This window comes from Streptomyces sp. BRA346 (assembly GCF_052851135.1).
The window spans coordinates 465801-482517 of sequence record NZ_JAIWIH010000005.1 but is presented as its reverse complement, the minus strand read 5'-3'; the positions used below and the strand labels follow the sequence as shown (position 1 = coordinate 482517).

The window sequence follows — 16717 nt, the reverse complement described above, 5'->3', positions numbered from 1 at the left end:
TCGCTTGAGCCGTCCGTTAGGAATGTTTCCTAACCATTGAAGCGAGCACGCCACACCACCCACAAGGCTTTCGGCTCAACTCGCCTCCTACGGCTGCGGAATGGGCACCGCCGGGTCGGTGTCGCCACCCGTCGTAGCGACCGGGCCCACCGGCGGGTGCACGTCCTCGGCGGCCTCCTCGGTGACATCCGGGTAGGCCGTCGCGCCCGGGGCCGCCACCGCCCGCCACCACGTCTCCAGCGGCAGCCCGCGCTCCGGCTCGAAGGGCTGGCCCGGGCGCGGCACGGCCACGCGCGCGCCCGCGGTGCGGGCCGCGGCGACGGTGCCCTCGGCGGGCTCCTCCCACGGGTGCGGGGCCAGGTTGAAGGTGCCCCAGTGGATCGGCAGCATGATCCCCCGGCCGGGGTCGCCGCCCTGGAGGTCGAGGTGGGCGCGCATGCCCTCCTCGGGGGTCATGTGGATGTCGGGCCAGAACTCGCTGTACGCCCCGATCTGGATCATGGTCGCGTCGAACGGCCCGTACGACGTCCCGATCTCCGTGAACCCGGGGAAGTATCCGGTGTCCCCGCTGTGGAATATCCGGTGCTCGGGCCCGGCCACCACCCAGGAGGCCCACAGGGTGTGCTGGGTGTTGCGCAGCGCGCGGCCGCAGAAGTGGCGGGCCGGGGTGGCGGTGAGCAGCAGTCCGGCCACATCGGTGGACTCGTGCCAGTCCAGCTCCGTCATCCGGTCCGCCGGTACGCCCCAGTGCTCCAGGTGCGCGCCGACGCCGAGCGGTACGACGAACGTCGTCCCCGTGCGCACCAGCGCGCGGATCGTGGGCATGTCCAGGTGGTCGTAGTGGTCATGGGAGATGACCACCGCGTCCACCGGCCCCAGCTCCCGCAGCGGCACCGGGACGGGGTGCAGCCGCTTGGGCCCGACGGCCGCGAAGGGCGAACAGCGCGAGCCCCACACCGGGTCGAACAGCACCCGCCGCCCGTCGATCTCGGCGAGCACGCTGGAGTGGCCCATCCAGGTCAGCCGCAGCCCGGAGGTGGGCGGTGTGGCCAGGTCGGCGAGGGTGGTGGGGTGGAGCGGCACGGTCCCGGCCGGGGCCCGGCGCACCCGGTGCTCCTTGCGGAAGTACGTGGGGAGGAACTTCAGCATCGAGCCGGAGGGGGCGGTGCGGCCACCGCCGGGATTGGTGAAGACACCGTTCGCGAAGTTCGGGGACCGCCGGATGCGCTCCATCCGCTCCCCGGCCGGGTCCGCACCGAAGGCGGCGGGGCGCAGGGCTGTGGTGAGCCGGGCACGCTGAGGGCTGGGGCCGGTCACGGCACCTCCTGGGTGAAGGGGAGCGACGGGGCGCCCCATGGCCTGTGCTGTTGTGCTGCTGCACTGTCACAACTCTCGCGACCGGTGACCTTGTTCCGGAAGAGGGCTCCGGATCCGCTCAGGTCGCTCTCAGGGTGTGAACGTCAGGCGCACGTGATCCTCGACCGGGCGGTAGCCGATCCGCTGGTAGAGGGCGTTGCTGGTGGGGTTGGCGAGGTCGGCGAAGAGCAGTACGCGCTCGGCTCCCGCGGTACGCGCCGCCCGGCTCACGGCGGCGGTGACCGCGCCCGCGTACCCGCGTCCCCGCAGCTCGGGCGGGGTGTAGACGAGCGAGACCCGGACGGTGTCCGCGATCGTGCGGCTCACCGCGGCGGTGGCCACCGGCTCGCCGTCCACCTCCCACAGCAGGGCGCCGTGGTGGCCGAGCCGGTCGTCCACCGCGCGCGCCACCTCGTTCCCGGGCAGCGCCCCGGTGTCGCGGCCGAACGCCTCGTACCAGCTCAGCAGCAGGTCGCGGTCGGCGGTGGTGGCCGTCCGGGCCCGCCCCCGTACGGGCCCGGACGGGGTCAGGGTGTGCAGCCGGTACAGCCGCTGCACGTGGTCGGCCCGGCGGGCCTCCCCGGTGTGCCGCTCCCAGGCGTCCGCGAAGGCCTCGGCCTCCGGGCGGGCGCCGGTCACCCCGGTGATCCGCGGCCGGTCCGCCCCGGCGAGGGTGCGGGCCAGCGCGTCCGCCGCCTCCGCGGGCATGGCGGAGAGCAGCGGCGGATGGGGCGGGGTGCGGACGAAACCACCGTCGACGGCGCCCGAGGGCGCCCGCCACCAGCCGTAGACCGGCGGCCGGTCGCCGTAGCGGCCGCTGCCCGCCGCCTCCAGCGAGGAGACGACGGTGAGGAGAACGGTGTGCCGGACCGGGCGGGCGCGCAGGAACGCGCCCGCGGCGGCCCGGAACTCATCGAGGTCGTCGGTCGTCGTCCACGCCATGCCGTCCAGGCTGGCGCGGGCGCCCCGCCCGGCGCATCTCATTTATCCCCGAGCGGCTGGCCCCGAGCGGCTGGCTCCGAGCGGCTCAGCAGCTCAGGTTCGAGCCGGGGGTGGTGCCGAGTATCCGGACGAACCTCTGGTACGCGTTGATGCGGCTCTGCACCTGGCCCGGGTTGGCGCCGTTGCACTCCAGGCTGCCGTTGATGCTGCGGATGGTCTCGCCGAAGCCGCGCTGGTTGACCATGGCGTTGTGCGGGGTCATGGTGCCCGGGCCGGTCTGGGTGTTCCAGTACCAGAGGGCGGTCTTCCAGGACACCGCGGAGTCGTTCTGCACCAGCCAGGGGTTGTTCAGCAGATCGATGCCCAGGGCGTCGCCCGCGGCCTTGTAGTTGAAGTTCCAGCTGAGCTGGATCGGTCCGCGGCCGTAGTACGCCGCCTGGCCCGCGGGGCAGCCGTAGGGCCGGTTCCCGTCGCAGTAGTGCGGGTAGTTCGCCTGGTTCTGCTCGACGATGTGGACGAGACCGCCGGTCTCATGGCTGACGTTGGCGAGGAAGGCGGCGGCCTCCTGCTTCTTCACGGTGTCGCTGCCGGTGTTCGCGAAGCCGGGGTAGGCGCCGAGGGCGGCGGTCAGGCCCCGGTAGCTGTAGAAGCCGTTCCGGTTCGGGAACATCTGGTTGAACTGCGCCTCGCTCACGACGAAGCCGGAGGTCCCGCCCCCGCCGCAGTCGTACGGCTCCCAGTACCAGGTGCTGATCACCGGGTCGTAGCCCGGGTTGTCGTGCTCGGCCCGGTAGTACCTGCCGTCGGTGTACCGGACGATGTCACCGGTCGCGTACCACGTGCCCGCGACCCAGTCCGGGTAGCTACAGGCCGCGCGCGGGGCCGTGTCCGCCGCGCCCGCCGGGTCCGCCGACGCGGAGGCCATGGGCATGCCAAACAGTAAGGCGCACGCCGCCGCCAGTGCGGCGAACCATGCCATGGCGCGTCGTCTCCACATGGGACCACCCCAATCCTCGTGTTGTCGGAGGACACTCAATCGGCTTGGTCTATACCAGTCAAGGTCCAGACCAAGCCGATATGGGGTGCGGGCGTCCGGTTCAGGTCTCGCGCTCACCCAGGCCACGTCCTCGCGGGCGGAGAGAATACTGAGAACATGCACGTACGAAATTGTTTTCGGACATGGCGTTCCCAGAATCGGCGTGCGGGCCCGCGGGAGCGGCGCCTGCGCTCCCTGCTGAGCGTGCGGAGCGTCGCCGGCCAGGTGTTCATCCTCCAGCTCGTGATCGTCATCGTCCTCGTCGCCGCGACGGTGGCGGCCCTGGCGCTCCAGGCCCGGCGCCAGGGGACGCAGGCGGCCCGTAACGAGGTGCTGGTCGCCGGCGAGGTGTTCGCGAACTCCCCGGGGGTCGCGAAGGCGCTGGACGGCCCCGACCCGACCGCGGCACTCCAGCCGCGCACCGAGGCGGCCCGTAAGCAGTCCGGCCTCGACAACATCGTGGTGGCGACGACGAACGGGATCCGGTACACCCACCGCAACCCGGACCTGATCGGGAAGCACTACGTCGGCCCGTACAAGAAGGCGGTGCACGGCAAGGCCTTCACGCACATCGTCACGGACCCCCTGGGGCTGTCCGTGTACGCGGCGGTGCCCGTGTTCCGGCCCGATGGCTCGGTCGCCGGCATCGTGAGCCCCGAGATCACGGTCGAGAACGTGAACCAGGAGGCGGAGCGGCAGCTGCCGGTGCTCTTCGGTGCCGCCGGTGGCGCGCTCGTCCTGGCCGCGGGCGGGTCGGCGCTGGTGAGCGGGCGACTGCGGCGCCAGACCCGTGGCCTCGGCCCGATCGAGATGACACGGATGTACGAGCACCATGACGCGGTGCTCCACGCGGTGCGGGAGGGGGTGCTGATCGTCGGGAGTGACGGGCGGCTGCTGCTGGCCAACGACGAGGCGCGGCGGCTGCTGGACCTGCCCGCGGACGCGGAGCAGCGCCGGGTCACGGACCTCGGCCTGCCGGACGCCACCGCCGAGCTGCTGTCCTCCGGCCGGACGGTCACCGACGAGGTGCACCCGGCGGGGACACGGCTGCTGGCGGTCAACCTGCGGTCCGTCGAGAGCGGGGGCACGGCGGGCAGCGTGGCCACGCTGCGTGACACCACCGAACTGCGTGATCTGGCGGGCCGGGCCCACGAGGCGCGGGAGCGCCTGCGGCTGCTGTACGACGCCGGAGTGCGGATCGGCTCCACACTGGACGTGGTGCGCACCGCCGAGGAGCTGGCGGAGGTCGCGGTGCCCCGGTTCGCCGACTTCGTCACCGTCGAGCTGCTGGACCCGGTCCTGCGCGGCGAGGAACCGCACGGCGCGGGCACCGAGATGCGCCGCACCGCCCTCCGCGGCATCCGCGACGACCAGCCCCTCTTCCCGGTGGGCCAGCTGATCCGTTTCGTCCCCACCAGTCCCGTGGCCACCGGTGTGACCACCGGCCGCGCGGTACTCGAACCCGACCTGGCCGCTTCCGACGGCTGGCAGAGGCAGAATCCGGAACGTGCCCGGAGCGTCCTGGACTACGGCATCCATTCCCTGATCTCGGTGCCGCTCCAGGCGCGGGGCGTCGTGCTCGGGATGGCCAACTTCTGGCGCTCGGAGAACGGGCCCTTCGAGGAGGAACACCTGTCCTTCGCCGAGGAGCTGGCCGCCCGGGCGGCGGTGTGCATCGACAACGCGCGGCGTTTCACCCGCGAGCACACGACGGCGGTCACCCTTCAGCGCAGCCTGCTGCCCAGCGAGCTGCCCGAGCAGTCCGCCGTCGAAGCGGCGTTCCGCTATCTGCCCGCCCAGGCCGGGGTGGGCGGGGACTGGTTCGACGTCATCCCGCTGCCCGGCGCCCGGGTGGCCCTGGTGGTGGGAGACGTGGTGGGCCACGGCCTGCATGCCGCCGCCACCATGGGCCGCCTGCGCACCGCCGTGCACAACTTCTCCACCCTCGACCTCTCCCCCGACGAACTCCTCGGCCACCTCGACGAACTCGTCACCCGCATCGACCAGGAACACGCCGCCGAGGGTGACGACACGCCCCTCACCGGAGCCACCTGTCTGTACGCGATCTACGATCCGACCTCGGGGCAGGCCACCATGGCCCGGGCCGGTCACCTCGGCCCCGCCCTCATCGACCCCGACGGCTCCGTCACCTTCCCCGAGATCCCCGTCGCCCCGCCGCTCGGCCTCGGCGCCGGCCTGCCGGTGGAGACCGCCGAACTGCATCTGCCCGCAGATGCCCGGCTGGCCCTCTACACCGACGGACTCATCGAGAGCCGCGACCGGGACCTCGACACCGGACTGGATCTTCTGCGCCGGGCCCTGGCCCATCCCGGCCGGACGCCGGAGCAGACGTGTCAGGCGGTGATCGAGGCCATGCTGCCCGCCCGCCCCAGCGACGACATCGCTCTGCTGGTGGCCCGCGCCCGGAGGCTGGACCCCGGCCAGGTCGCCGAGTGGGACGTGGCGGACGACCCCACCGCGGTCGCCCCCACCCGCGCCGCCTGCGCCCGCCGGATGGAGAGCTGGGGCCTGGACCACCTCGCCTTCACCACCGAGCTGATCGTCAGCGAACTGGTCACCAACGCCCTCCGCTACGGCACCGCCCCCATCCGGCTCCGTCTCCTGCACGAACCCAACAGCCTGATCTGCGAGGTCTCCGACAGCAGCAGCACCTCCCCGCACCTGCGGCGCGCGACCGCCACCGACGAGGGCGGCCGAGGGCTGTTCCTCGTCGCCCAGTACGCCCAGCGCTGGGGCACCCGGTACACCGCCCGCGGCAAGGTCATCTGGACCGAACAGTCCCTGCACCCCGGCGCCGCCGAACCCGGCGCGGCCACGGGCGAGGACCTGCTGGACCAGTGGGACGACGCGGGCTTCTGACGCCCGGCGGCCCATCGGATCATGTCTCGCGCTCCGGTACGTAGGTCTCGGCGTCCAGGCCGAAGGTCCAGGCCACGCCCTCGCGGGCGGTCCGGGTGCGGGGCGGTACGCGCAGCCAGTACGTGCGGTGCGTACCGTCCGGCTCCGGTGTGGAGTTGACCACCTCGACCATCACCACCGGCTCGTCGTCGACCAGGTCGATGCGCCACAGCACACCCGTCTCGTCCCGGTGCACGGGCTGCGCGCCGGTCTCGTCGAGATAGCGGTCGTAGCCGTAGTGCTCCAGCATCACCCGGCGCAGCTCCGCGTTCCCCTCCGCGCGGATCCGGTCCGGGGTCAACTCGCCCAGCCGGCCGAGGAATTCCGCGGGCACCGGCATGCCGCGCCAGGCGTACAGCGCGAAGCCGTCGGGGAAGGCCAGCGCGGGGCCGTCACCGCGGTCGAGGCGGCCCGCTTCGTCGCGGTGCAGCCCGACCGGGCGCTCCGCGATCACCACGGCCTTCTCGTACGGCCACCACCAGCCCGCGGCGCGGGCGACCGCGGACGGCCCGGCGAGCCCGTCCTCCGAGCCGTCGGCGACGGAGGCCAGCCAGGGCGCGTCATGCTGCCCCAGTACCGCGTCCAGCAGGGCGAGCCGGACGGCCGTCTCCCGATCCGCCCGCTCCGTGCCCGTCCCCTCCGCGAGGGATTCGATGACGCCCGTGCGGATGCGCTCGGTGAGCGCCCGGGTGACGTCCCACAGCGGCGCCCCCGTCAGTGCCCAGCGCTCGGCCCACCCGGACGGGCCCAGGGCGGTGTGCGCCCGCTGCCGGGCGCGCGCCCAGGGACGAGTGCGCACCGCGTCCCGCACCGAGGCGCCCGCGGCGCCCGCCACCGGCTCGATCCCGGCGGCCGCCAGCGTGTCCGCGGCCCGCTCGGCGGCCTCGCCCGGCAGCCCCTCCCCCTGCCCGGTGAGCAGCAGCGCGGCCGCCGTGCCCGCCAGCGGGGAGCCGGTCCACACGATCCGCTCCGGCGGCGCCAGCCCGGCCTGTTCGTACGCCAGCCGGATGCCCGCCTCGGCCGCCTCGCGGTCCGCGGGGCCGGTCGCCGCGGCCACCGCCCGCCAGTCCACCGCCGTCGCCATCGGCATCGTCGCCACCCGTGTCGTCGGTGTCGTCATCGGTGTCGTCGTCATGCGTCCTCGTCCCCCGCTCTCAGTCCGCCACGACGCGCACGGCGCCCGGCACGTACTCCCGCTGGCGCACCACCCGGTACCACCCCTTGGGGAGCGGTATCGCCGCGTGCTCCTCGTGCACCACCCGTCCGCCGTCGGGGAGATGGAGGCACGAGGCGCCGAACGGCCCCGACTCGCGCACCAGCGTGCCCGGTCCGACCACCGCGTGCGCGTGCCCGGTCACCTCGCCGAGCGCCAGCACCAGCCGCCCCCGCCCGTCCCGGGGCTGCTGCGGCAGCGCCTCGGTGCCCGGCGGCAGCGACTCCCGCGCCACCGGCACGATCAGGACGTCTCCCTGTCGGTACATGTCCTCCCCTTCCCCCGCGGCCTTTCTCGCGACCGCAGCCGTCATCGGTCCACCGGTCGGCCGTATGGCGGCCGGTCGATGGTCCTGACGGTACGCAGGGGGTCCGACAACGGCCGTCCGGCAACTCCCGCCGGGGCCGCTGTCGGTGGCGCTTGGTACAACTCTTCGCACGCCATTCGGAATCAGGCACGTCCGCTCGAACCAACTGGGGGAACCCGCGCCATGAGCTACGCCGAACACCTGACGGAACTGCACGGGCTTCCGGTCCGCGCCTTCCCGCTGCCCGACGACGAGGACCCGCAGCTGCCCGAGGCGCACGAGGTGGCGTGGCGCATCTCCTACGACCCCTACACCGAGGAGTCGGGCGAAATCTTCGAGGGCCGCTTCGAGCGGTTCCTCACCACGGTCGACGCCTCCCGGGTGCGGGCGCTGATCATCGGTCAGTGGGGTGAGGCGTACGACAAGGACGCCGGGGTGATCGTCGAGCTGCTGGTGTCCGCCAAGGACCGGCTGCCCTCCCTCGAAGCGGTCTTCATCGGCGATCTGGAGGCGGAGGAGGCCGAGATCTCCTGGATCGAGCAGGCCGATCTGACCCCGGTTCTGGACGCCTATCCCGGGCTGCGGGAGCTGAGCGCCCGCGGCAACGCCGGGCTGCGGTTCCCCGCCACCGAGCACCAGAACCTGCGCAGGCTCCGCTTCGAGACCGGCGGGCTGCCCGGCCACGTGGTGCGCGGTGTCGCCGAAAGCGAGCTGCCCGCCCTCGAACACCTGGAGATGTGGTTCGGCGTAGAGCAGTACGGAGGCACTGCCACCGTCGGCGACCTCGCCCCGCTGCTGTCCGGTGGCCGCTTCCCCGCGCTGCGCCACCTCGGCCTGATGAACAGCGAGATCCAGGACGAGATCGCCACCGCCGTCGCCTCCGCACCGGTCGTCGCCCAGCTCGATTCCCTCGCCCTGTCCCTGGGCACGCTCGGCGACGCGGGCGCGGCCGCGCTGCTCGACGGCCAGCCGCTCACCCACCTCAAGCGGCTCGACCTGGACCACAACTACTTTTCGGCGTCGATGGAGCAGCGGCTGCGCGACGCCCTGGAGCCGTCCGGAGTCGAGGTCGCGATGTCCGAGAAGGGCGACGAGGACGAGTGGGACGGCGAGGTACACCGCTACACGGCCGTCGCCGAGTGATGACCGCCGCGCCCCCCGATGACAGACATCACCTACACGAGGAGCGCCCGGCCATGATCGGCCACTGTCAGGAATCCTTCGCCGGTCTGCCCGTCGCCGACTACTCCTGCGGAGACACCGGAGTCGACGCCGCCGATCTGCCGTCCGCCGATGCCGTCGCCTGGCGGATCGCCACCGGCTGGGACGGCGACCGCCCGTTCACCGAGCTGTGGGCGGACTTCCTGGACACCGTGGCCGCCGACCGCGTCCGCGCGGTGATCATCGGCGCCTGGTGGGGCAACGATGGCTACACCAGTGTGCGTCCGGTGCTCGACGCCCTGATCGCGTCCGCGGACCGGCTGCCCGCGCTGCGCGGGCTGTTCCTCGCCGACGTGATGTCCGAGCAGTGCGAGCTGTCCTGGCTCGATCTGGACGACGTCACTCCCGTATTGGAGGCGTATCCGCGGCTGGAGGAGTTCACGGTGCGCGGCTGCGGCATGGGAGGCCTCGGCTTCCGGCCGCTGCGCCACGAGCGGCTGCGGTCGCTGCGGTTCGAGTCCGGCGGGCTGCCGGGCGAGGTCGTCCGCGCGGTGGGCGCGAGCGAGCTGCCCCGGCTGGAGCACCTGGCGCTGTGGCTGGGGGTGGAGCAGTACGGCGGCGATGCCACGGTCGCCGATCTCGCGCCGGTCCTCTCCGGTGCCCGCCTCCCCGCCATGACCCATCTCGGGATCCAGGACAGCGAGATCCAGGACGAGATCGCCGCCGCCGTCGCCGCCGCGCCGGTCGTGGCCCAGCTCGCCTCCCTCGACCTGTCCATGGGCACGCTCGGCGACGAGGGCGCCGAGGCCCTGCTCAGCGGCCAGCCGCTGACCCACCTCGAGCGGCTCGACCTGCACCACCACTATCTGTCCGACGCGATGATGCGCCGGGTGTGCGACGCGCTGGAGCCGTCCGGGGTCGAGGTGAACGTGTCGGAGCAGGAAGAGACCGAGGTCTGGGACGACCTCGGTGACGGTGAGGAGGAGTTCCGCTTTGTCGCCGTCTCCGAATAGCCCGCGGCTCGCGGTCGTCGGCAATCCCGGCCACCGCCGGGTGGAGATGTTCACCGACGCCGCCCTGGCCGCCGGGCTGGCCGCGCCGCGGGTGCTGGCCTGGCGTGATGTGCTGTGCGGCGGTGCGGAATTCGAGCCGGGCGAGATCGTGCGGATCGAGTCGCCCGGCGAGGACCACGAGGTGGACGAGCTGCTGCGGGGTGCCGGGGACCCGACCCGGGTCGAGGGCACCGCCCGCTGGTACGCCCGGTTCACCGACGCCGCACGGGCCGTCGCGAAGGCCGCGCACACGACGGGCGCGCCCCTGCTGGACGACCCCGGCGAGCTGGCCGTGCTGTTCGACAAGAGGCTGTCCCACGGGGTGCTGGACGCGGCGGGCGTGCCCGTACCGTATTCGCCGACCTCCGGTCCGCAGGCGCCGCCGGTGCGCGGCTGGGACGACGTGCGGGCGGCGCTCGGCGCGGGCGGCATGCACCGTGCGTTCGTCAAGCTCGCGCACGGCTCGTCCGCCTCCGGGGTGCTCGCGGTCGAGTACGCGGGGCCCGGCCGCATCCGCGCCACCACCTCGGTGGAGCGCGCGGAGGACGGCTCCCTCTTCAACTCGCTGCGGGTCCGGCGGTACGACACGGAGCGGGACGTCGCCGCGATCCTGGACGCCCTCGCCCCGGACGGGCTGCACATCGAGCGCTGGCTGCCCAAGGCGTCCCAGGACAAGCGCGCCGCCGATCTGCGGGTGGTGGTGATCGACGGCCGGGCGACCCACGCCGTCGTGCGGACCAGCCGCTCCCCCATGACCAACCTCCATCTCGGGGGCGTGCGCGGCGACCTGGCCGCAGCCCGCGCGACTGCGGAGGCGGCCGGGGTGGCGTGGAGCACGGTGCTGGGCACGGCGGAGCGGGCGGCGGCCTGCTTCCCGGACACCCTGTGCGTCGGGGTGGATCTGCTGCCCGGCACCGGATGGCGGCAGTTCGCGGTCGGCGAGGTCAACGCGTTCGGCGATCTGCTGCCGCGGCTGACCGGGCTGCCCGGCAGCGGCGCCGAGGGCCGTGACACGTACGCGGCGCAGATCGCCGCCGTGGTGCGCACGTTCGGGGAGGGCCACCACGATGCCGTCTGACCCCACGCTCTCCGAACCCGACATGAACGCGGTCGTGGGCAGCCACGATCTGCTGCTCGTCACCCTCGACACCCTGCGCTACGACGTCGCCGCCGAACTCGCGGCCGACGGCCGGATCCCGAACCTGACCGCCCGGATGCCGGGCGGGGCCTGGGAGGAGCGGCATGCGCCCGGCAGCTTCACCTACGCCTCCCACCAGGCCATGTTCGCCGGTTTCCTGCCCACCCCGGCCCGGCCGGGCCCGCACCCGCGGCTGTTCGCGGCGCGCTTCGCGGGCAGCGAGACCACGGCCCAGGGCACGTACGTCTACGACACCCCGGACCTGGTGACCGGGCTCGCGGCGGCCGGGTACCGCACGGTGTGCATCGGCGGCGTCGGGTTCTTCACCAAGCGGGGCCCGATGGGCTCGGTGCTGCCCGGCTACTTCCAGGAGAGCCACTGGGAGCCGGAGTTCGGCGTGCCCTCCCCCACCTCCTTCGAGGCGCAGATCGCGTGCGCCGAGCAGGTGATCGGGGACCTCGCCCCGGACCGGCGGCTGTTCCTGTTCGTGAACGTGTCCGCGCTGCACCAGCCCAACTGGTTCCATCTGCCGGGCGCCACCCGCGACAGCGGTGACTCGCGTGCCTCCCACGCCGCCGCGCTGGAGTACGTCGACCGCCACATCGGCCGTCTCTTCACCGCGATGAGCGGCCGCGGTCCCGGCTTCGCGATCGTCTGCTCCGACCACGGCACGGCGTACGGCGACGACGGCTACACGGGCCACCGGCTCGGCCACGAGGCCGTCTGGACCGTGCCGTACACCCACTTCTTCCTTGGGACCCCATGACCATCACCACCACCGTCCGCCCGTACCAGAGTTACGTCTACGCCTATCCGCACAAGACCGCGTACCAGGCGCTGCCGGACCGGCCCGCGCTGCGCGCGCTGTGGGCGGACGAGCCGAAGGACGCGCTGTCGCTGTATCTGCACATCCCGTTCTGCGAGGTGCGCTGCGGCTTCTGCAATCTCTTCACCCGGATCGGCGCCCCGGAGGGCCTGACCACGGCCTATCTGGACGCGCTGGAGCGCCAGGCGGACGCGGTGTCCGAGGCGCTGGGCGAGGGCGCCCGGTTCGCCGCCACGGCCTTCGGCGGCGGCACCCCGACGTTCCTGGAGGCGGCCGAGCTGGAGCGGCTGTGCGACATCGCCGAGAAGCGGATGGGCGCGGACCTGGCCGCCGTGCCGCTCTCCGTCGAGGCGTCCCCGGCCACCGCCACCGCCGACCGGCTCGCCGTGCTCGCCGCCCGCGGTACGACGCGGCTGAGCCTGGGCGTGCAGAGCTTCGTGGACGCGGAGGCGCGATCGGCGGTCCGGCCGCAGCGCCGGGCCGACGTCGAGGCGGCGCTGGCCCGGATCCGCGAGGCGGGCATCCCCGTCCTCAACATCGACCTGATCTACGGCATCGACGGTCAGGGCGAGCACAGTTGGCTGCGTTCCCTGGACGCGGCCCTCGCCTGGCGCCCCGAGGAGCTGTATCTCTATCCCCTCTACGTCCGCCCGCTGACCGGCCTCGGCCGCAAGGAGGCCGCCGAGAGCGACCACGAGTGGGACGAGCGGCGGCTGCGGCTGTACCGGCTGGGCCGGGACCATCTGCTCGGACGCGGCTATGAGCAGGTCTCGATGCGCATGTTCCGCCGCGCGGACGCGCCCTCGACCGCGTCCGGCAGCGAGGACCACGCCTGCCAGACGGACGGCATGATCGGCCTGGGCTGCGGCGCCCGCTCGTACACCTCCGGGCTGCACTACTCCTTCGACTACGCGGTCGACATGCGGGAGATACGCGGCATCATCGACGACTACGTCTCCCGGCCCGCGGCCGACTTCGGGCACGCCGAGCACGGCCGGGCGATCACCGGCGAGGAGGCCCGCCGCCGCCATCTGCTCCAGTCCGTCCTCCAGGCCGAGGGCCTGGACGTGGCCGCGTACCGGGCGCGGTTCGCCGCCGACCCGGCCGACGACTTCCCCGAGGAGCTGGCCCGGTTCGCCGCGCGCGGCTGGCTGGATCCGGCCGCGGAGCCCGGCCGGCTGAGGCTGTCGGCGGAGGGCCTGGCGCACTCCGACGCGCTCGGCCCCGAGCTGTTCTCCCCCGCCGTGCGCGCCGCGATGGCCGCGTACGAGGCGAAGTGATCGAGCGGACGGACGCCGTGGACCTGACGATCCTGTACCGGGGCCCGCTGGCCTCCTGCGACTACGACTGTCCGTACTGCCCGTTCGCCAAGCGGCGCGACAGCCGGGAGGCGCTGCGCGCCGACCGGGCCGCGCTGGAGCGCTTCACCGCATGGGCCAGGGAGCAGTCGGGCGACCGGCTGTCGGTGCTGTTCACGCCGTGGGGCGAGGGGCTGACGCGTTCCTGGTACCGCCGTGCGCTCACCGAGCTGAGCCGTCTTCCGCACATCGAGCGGGTGGCGATCCAGACCAATCTGAGCTGCCGCACCGACTGGACGGCCGAGGCCGACCGCGACACGCTCGCGCTGTGGTGCACGTACCACCCGGGCCAGACGCCGTACGACCGGTTCCTGGCCAAGTGCCGGGAACTGGCCGCGCGCGGGGTGCGCCACAGCGTGGGCATCGTCGGCCTCCCCGGCCATCTGGACCAGGCCCGCAGGCTGCGCGCCGAGCTGCCCGAGCAGGTCTATCTGTGGGTGAACGCGGCGGAGGGCCACAGCTACACGGACGCCGAGGCCGCCGACTGGACGGCGCTCGACCCGCTCTTCGGCTACAGCCGCCATCCGCACCGGAGCGCCGGTCTGCCGTGCCGGACCGGCGCCTCGGTGATCTCGGTGGACGGTGACGGCACGGTGCGCCGCTGCCACTTCGTCCGCACGGAACTGGGCAATCTGTACGACGGTTCGTACCGCGCGGCGCTGCGGCCCCGGGCCTGTCCGCTCGCCGTGTGCGACTGCCACATCGGCTACGTCCACCTGGAGTCGCTGCCGCTGTACGACGTGTTCGCGGGCGGGGTCCTGGAGCGGATCCCCGCCACGCTCACTCATCGGTCCTTGCGGCCCACCCCGCCGTAGACCCCGACGGACGCGAGCGCCCCGGCGTCCGGCGGCGGTCCGTCCGGGCGCCACAGCGGCGCCCGCACCAGCCCCGGGTCGAGCATCGTGAACCCGTCGAAGAACGGGACGATCTCGGCGTGGCCACGCAGGCTCAGCCGGGCGGTGGACTTCCGGTACACCTCGTCGGCCACCCGGTCGGGGCCGTGGAAGTCCGCGGTGCCGTGGCTGATCACCAGATGGCTTCCGGGGACCATCGGCTCGGTCAGGGTGGCGATGATGCCCGCCGGGTCCTCCGCGTCCGAGACGAAGTGGAGGACGGCGACCAGCAGCAGCGCCACGGGTTCGGAGAAGTCGATGCCGTCGCGCACCGCCGGATGCGCCAGGATGTCGGCGGGTCTGCGCGCGTCGGCCGACGCGAAGTGCGTCCCGGGGGTGTTGGTCAGTTTGGCGTCCGCGTGCGCGGCGACGATCGGATCGTTGTCGATGTACACGACCCGGGTGTCCGGGGCGATCTCCCGGGCCACTTCATGGGTGTTGGGCGAGGTCGGTATGCCCGTCCCGATGTCGATGATCTGCCGTACGCCGCTCGCCACCACCGTACGGACGGCGCGCAGCAGGAACCGGCGGTTGGCGCGAGCACTGTCGAGGATGTCCGGGGACTGCTCGATGATGCGCTCGGCGGCCTCCCGGTCGATCTCGTAGTTGTCCTTTCCCCCCAGGTAGTAGTCGTACATCCGGGCCGGATGCGGTCTGCTGGTGTCGATGTCCTGGCCGGGCACGAGCGATCCGGAGATCCGCGACGCGGATAATCGCCGGCCGGGTAATCGCTGTCCGGGTAATCGTCGGTCGGTCACACCATGTCCCCTTGTCTGTCCCCCTCGTTCCCCCTCGGTCGCGCGGGCGTCACAGGAGCAGGAAGTCGGCCTCGCCCGCCTTCGCCCCCTGGATGAAGCGCTTCATCTCCAGGTGGGTGTAGATCAGGGCCGGTCCGTCCGGGTCGGTCGACTGGCGCAGCGCCACCCGACCGTCCTTCAACCTCATCGCCTCGACGCAGCTTCCCCCATTGCCACCGCTCCACGGCTTGTGCCAGCCCTCGGAACCGAGGTCCCTGGCCGGCATGCCGCTGTAGACGCGGCTCCCGCCTATGCGATCCATCGTTCAGATCTCCTTGCGAATGCCACTCAGAATGGCCTGAGTGGTCTGTGCAGGCGCGGCCTGCGCGCACATCCGGTCCAGGGCCTCCAGGAACGCCGAGACGTCATCGCGCTGGTCGAAGTAGGAGCCGCTCACGAGCGTCTCCGTATACGCGATGTCGGGCAGCTCCGGGATCGGGAACCGGAAGATATGGAAGGGGCCGTACATCGCCGGGTGCGGGCCGGCGTCGAACGGCATGACCTGCAGTCTGATCTGGGGTGAGTCCGCGACCTCGATCAGGCGGCCGATCTGGGCCCGCATGGTCTCGGGCCCGCCGATGGGACGGCGCAGCACCGTCTCGTCCATCACCACCCACAGCATCGGCGGATCGGGGCGGCGCAACAGCGCCTGCCGCTCCATCCGCAGCGCGACGTTGCGCTCGATCTCGGTCTCGGGGGCGTGCGGCATGCCCGCGCGGAGCACCGCGCGGGCGTAGTCCTCGGTCTGGAGCAGGCCGGGGATGTAGTGCGGCTCGTAGGCGCGGATGAGGTTGGCTTCCACCTCGAGGCTCACGAACGTGTTGAACCAGTCGGGCAGGACGTCCCGGAACCGGTGCCACCAGCCGTTCTTGTTGGCCTCCCTGGCAAGGGAGAGGAAGGCCTCGACCTCTTCGGGGTCGGTGACGCCGTACGTGCGCAGCAGCTTCTCGACGTACGGGAGCTTCAGGCCGACCTCGGCCTTCTCCATGCGCCGGATCGTGGCATGGGTGACGTCGAGCGCCCGCCCGGCCTGTTCGAAGGACAGCCCGGACTTCTCGCGAAGGTCCTGGAGTCGCTTGCCGAGCACGACCCGCAGGACGGTCGGGGCACCACCCGACCGCGCATCCGCCACTATCGTCCCCCTCCACTTACTGTCACGGCACAGCAGTCTGGCACGGGCTCAGCTTTCGGAACAGTCTGTCCTTGCGATTCTGTAATTTACAGACTGAACCTTGTCACAAGCGATCGTGACAGAGCATAGTGTGGACGTGGCTCCTTCCTACGAGGCTCTCCGGTTAGGGCACAGCGGCTCGACGGTCGCTGCGTGCCTTCAGGACGCGTTTCGTCTCCCGGCGCTGAGCACGTCCGTCGCGGAGGCGAGAAGGCATGTCGTCCTGCGGCTGCGCTCGTGGGGTGTCGACCAGGACACCCGCGACAGCGCCGAATTGGTGGTTTCCGAGCTGTTCACCAACGCGGTCCGCCACACCTCCAGTGACGAGGTGCGCTGCTCCTTGCAGCTGATGGGGACCCGGCTGCGCCTCGAGGTGGCCGACCAGGGCTGCGCGCGCACGGTGCCGCAGGCGCGGTCGTCGGTGAGCGTGGATCAGGAAGGCGGCCGCGGGCTGATGCTCGTGGAGGCCCTGTCCCAGGCATGGGGCGTACGGCCCCACACGGGCGGCGCGGGCCGCGCCGTATGGGCCTACCTGGCCTGAAGGGGCC

Annotated in this window: 16 protein-coding genes; 8 read left to right on the top strand and 8 right to left on the bottom strand. The window is 72.5% G+C overall.

The genetic code is table 11. The features are described from left to right. Nucleotides 1-87: 87 nt before the first annotated feature. The 3 genes from LCH29_RS08870 to LCH29_RS08860 form a co-directional block, all read right to left on the bottom strand. On the bottom strand, nucleotides 88-1317 hold the full coding sequence (locus LCH29_RS08870) for an MBL fold metallo-hydrolase (RefSeq protein ID WP_446461142.1): 1230 nt from the start codon (nucleotides 1315-1317) through the stop codon (nucleotides 88-90). 129 nt (nucleotides 1318-1446) lie between these two features. Then, on the bottom strand, nucleotides 1447-2298 hold the full coding sequence (locus LCH29_RS08865; protein WP_446461141.1) for a GNAT family N-acetyltransferase: 852 nt from the start codon (nucleotides 2296-2298) through the stop codon (nucleotides 1447-1449). A gap of 85 nt (nucleotides 2299-2383) precedes the next feature. Then, on the bottom strand, nucleotides 2384-3295 hold the full coding sequence (locus LCH29_RS08860; protein WP_446461140.1) for a glycoside hydrolase family 19 protein: 912 nt from the start codon (nucleotides 3293-3295) through the stop codon (nucleotides 2384-2386). A 243-nt stretch (nucleotides 3296-3538) separates the two neighbouring features. On the opposite strand from LCH29_RS08860, the gene LCH29_RS08855 reads away from it, so the two are divergent. Next, nucleotides 3539-6214: a SpoIIE family protein phosphatase gene (locus LCH29_RS08855; RefSeq protein WP_446461139.1), complete on the top strand. Its 2676-nt coding sequence runs from the start codon at nucleotides 3539-3541 to the stop codon at nucleotides 6212-6214. Between the two features lie 19 nt (nucleotides 6215-6233). On the opposite strand, the gene LCH29_RS08850 is transcribed toward LCH29_RS08855, so the two are convergent. Together LCH29_RS08850 and LCH29_RS08845 are read right to left on the bottom strand one after the other, a co-directional pair. Next, a complete protein-coding gene (locus tag LCH29_RS08850; protein ID WP_446461294.1) occupies nucleotides 6234-7337 on the bottom strand; it encodes a DUF6745 domain-containing protein in 1104 nt (367 codons plus the stop codon). 70 nt (nucleotides 7338-7407) lie between these two features. Beyond that, nucleotides 7408-7734, bottom strand: a complete 327-nt coding sequence (locus tag LCH29_RS08845; RefSeq protein WP_446461138.1) for a hypothetical protein — start codon at nucleotides 7732-7734, stop codon at nucleotides 7408-7410. A gap of 222 nt (nucleotides 7735-7956) precedes the next feature. Here LCH29_RS08845 and LCH29_RS08840 point away from each other — a divergent pair, with 222 nt between their 5' ends. Genes LCH29_RS08840 through LCH29_RS08815 form a run of 6 tightly spaced genes read left to right on the top strand, consistent with a single transcriptional unit; the run spans nucleotide 7957 to nucleotide 14123 of the window. Further along, complete coding sequence (locus tag LCH29_RS08840; RefSeq protein WP_446461137.1) at nucleotides 7957-8916, top strand: STM4015 family protein; 960 nt, start codon at nucleotides 7957-7959, stop codon at nucleotides 8914-8916. Between the two features lie 53 nt (nucleotides 8917-8969). Further along, the gene (locus LCH29_RS08835) at nucleotides 8970-9947 is read left to right on the top strand and encodes an STM4015 family protein (protein WP_446461136.1); all 978 of its coding nucleotides are present in this window, start codon (nucleotides 8970-8972) and stop codon (nucleotides 9945-9947) included. After that, complete coding sequence (locus LCH29_RS08830; RefSeq protein ID WP_446461135.1) at nucleotides 9928-11064, top strand: STM4014 family protein; 1137 nt, start codon at nucleotides 9928-9930, stop codon at nucleotides 11062-11064. Before LCH29_RS08835 ends, LCH29_RS08830 begins: the two co-directional genes overlap by 20 nt. Before the next feature lie 22 nt (nucleotides 11065-11086). After that, nucleotides 11087-11890: an STM4013/SEN3800 family hydrolase gene (locus LCH29_RS08825; protein WP_446461293.1), complete on the top strand. Its 804-nt coding sequence runs from the start codon at nucleotides 11087-11089 to the stop codon at nucleotides 11888-11890. Further along, the gene (locus tag LCH29_RS08820; RefSeq protein ID WP_446461134.1) at nucleotides 11887-13230 is read left to right on the top strand and encodes an STM4012 family radical SAM protein; all 1344 of its coding nucleotides are present in this window, start codon (nucleotides 11887-11889) and stop codon (nucleotides 13228-13230) included. Before LCH29_RS08825 ends, LCH29_RS08820 begins: the two co-directional genes overlap by 4 nt. Before the next feature lie 17 nt (nucleotides 13231-13247). Further along, entirely contained in the window at nucleotides 13248-14123 is an 876-nt protein-coding gene (locus tag LCH29_RS08815) for an STM4011 family radical SAM protein (protein ID WP_446461292.1), read from the top strand. Here the strand turns inward: LCH29_RS08815 and LCH29_RS08810 are convergent. From LCH29_RS08810 to LCH29_RS08800, 3 genes are all read right to left on the bottom strand, one after another. Beyond that, nucleotides 14093-14839 (bottom strand): SAM-dependent methyltransferase, encoded by a 747-nt coding sequence (locus tag LCH29_RS08810; protein ID WP_446461291.1) that lies wholly within the window; start codon nucleotides 14837-14839, stop codon nucleotides 14093-14095. The genes LCH29_RS08815 and LCH29_RS08810 overlap by 31 nt on opposite strands. A 169-nt stretch (nucleotides 14840-15008) precedes the next feature. Then, nucleotides 15009-15260: a DUF397 domain-containing protein gene (locus LCH29_RS08805; RefSeq protein ID WP_446461133.1), complete on the bottom strand. Its 252-nt coding sequence runs from the start codon at nucleotides 15258-15260 to the stop codon at nucleotides 15009-15011. 3 nt (nucleotides 15261-15263) lie between these two features. Beyond that, the gene (locus LCH29_RS08800) at nucleotides 15264-16130 is read right to left on the bottom strand and encodes a helix-turn-helix domain-containing protein (protein ID WP_446461132.1); all 867 of its coding nucleotides are present in this window, start codon (nucleotides 16128-16130) and stop codon (nucleotides 15264-15266) included. A gap of 136 nt (nucleotides 16131-16266) precedes the next feature. Between LCH29_RS08800 and LCH29_RS08795 the strand changes: the two genes are divergently transcribed. Continuing rightward, entirely contained in the window at nucleotides 16267-16710 is a 444-nt protein-coding gene (locus LCH29_RS08795; protein WP_234364982.1) for an ATP-binding protein, read from the top strand. The last annotated feature ends 7 nt before the right edge of the window (nucleotides 16711-16717 follow it).

What these genes read in the sequence shown, in the direction of transcription:
- LCH29_RS08850 (WP_446461294.1), bottom strand. Translation starts at nt 7,337, where the DNA reads ATGGCGACGGCGGTGGACTGGCGGGCGGTGGCCGCGGCGACCGGCCCC.
- LCH29_RS08840 (WP_446461137.1), top strand. Translation starts at nt 7,957, where the DNA reads ATGAGCTACGCCGAACACCTGACGGAACTGCACGGGCTTCCGGTCCGC.
- LCH29_RS08810 (WP_446461291.1), bottom strand. Translation starts at nt 14,839, where the DNA reads ATGTACGACTACTACCTGGGGGGAAAGGACAACTACGAGATCGACCGG.
- LCH29_RS08805 (WP_446461133.1), bottom strand. Translation starts at nt 15,260, where the DNA reads ATGGATCGCATAGGCGGGAGCCGCGTCTACAGCGGCATGCCGGCCAGG.
- LCH29_RS08845 (WP_446461138.1), bottom strand. Translation starts at nt 7,734, where the DNA reads ATGTACCGACAGGGAGACGTCCTGATCGTGCCGGTGGCGCGGGAGTCG.
- LCH29_RS08865 (WP_446461141.1), bottom strand. Translation starts at nt 2,298, where the DNA reads ATGGCGTGGACGACGACCGACGACCTCGATGAGTTCCGGGCCGCCGCG.
- LCH29_RS08820 (WP_446461134.1), top strand. Translation starts at nt 11,887, where the DNA reads ATGACCATCACCACCACCGTCCGCCCGTACCAGAGTTACGTCTACGCC.
- LCH29_RS08825 (WP_446461293.1), top strand. Translation starts at nt 11,087, where the DNA reads ATGAACGCGGTCGTGGGCAGCCACGATCTGCTGCTCGTCACCCTCGAC.
- LCH29_RS08835 (WP_446461136.1), top strand. Translation starts at nt 8,970, where the DNA reads ATGATCGGCCACTGTCAGGAATCCTTCGCCGGTCTGCCCGTCGCCGAC.
- LCH29_RS08860 (WP_446461140.1), bottom strand. Translation starts at nt 3,295, where the DNA reads ATGTGGAGACGACGCGCCATGGCATGGTTCGCCGCACTGGCGGCGGCG.